Source organism: Streptomyces sp. AC627_RSS907, from assembly GCF_019049165.1.
The window spans coordinates 1-559 of sequence record NZ_JAGMUE010001482.1 but is presented as its reverse complement, the minus strand read 5'-3'; the positions used below and the strand labels follow the sequence as shown (position 1 = coordinate 559).

Genomic DNA, 559 nt, shown 5'->3' with positions numbered 1-559 from the left:
GGCAGGAACAGCGCGGGGCTCGTCAGCGCTGCACGAGGCGGCCTCCGACGCGGCGGCGGGCGACGGGCCGACCTAGGACCCAGGCCAGCCCCGGGCCCCGCGCAGGCGCCCCGCTCCCCCGCCGAAGGAGCCACCGCAAGACCACCCCCGTGCGAGGAGGACCCCGTGATGACCGAAAGCGCCGAACTCTCCGACCCGGCACCCGGCGCCGGCGGGAGCGACGACCGCCCGCTGCGCATCGCCTATTCGCCGTGTCCCAACGACACGTTCGTCTTCGACGCCTGGGCCCACGGCCGCGTCCCGGGGGCGCCCGCGCTCGACGTGACCTTCGCCGACATCGACGTCACCAACGGCATGGCCGAGCGCGGCGAGTTGGACGTGCTGAAGGTGTCGTACGCGGTGCTGCCCTGGGTCCTCGACGAGTACGCGCTGCTGCCCTGCGGCGGGGCGCTCGGCTGCGGCTGCGGGCCGCTGGTGCTCACCTCGGGCCCGGCGGACGCCGCCGACCTGGCGGGCCGCACGGTCGCGGTGCCCAGCGAGCGGTCGACGGCGTACCTGC

Annotated in this window: 1 protein-coding gene; it reads left to right on the top strand. The window is 76.2% G+C overall.

Translation table 11 applies throughout. The annotated features are described in order from the left end of the window. Positions 1-168: 168 nt before the first annotated feature. On the top strand, positions 169-559 hold a 391-nt coding region (locus tag KUM32_RS42565), incomplete at its 3' end, for an MqnA/MqnD/SBP family protein (protein ID WP_308408859.1).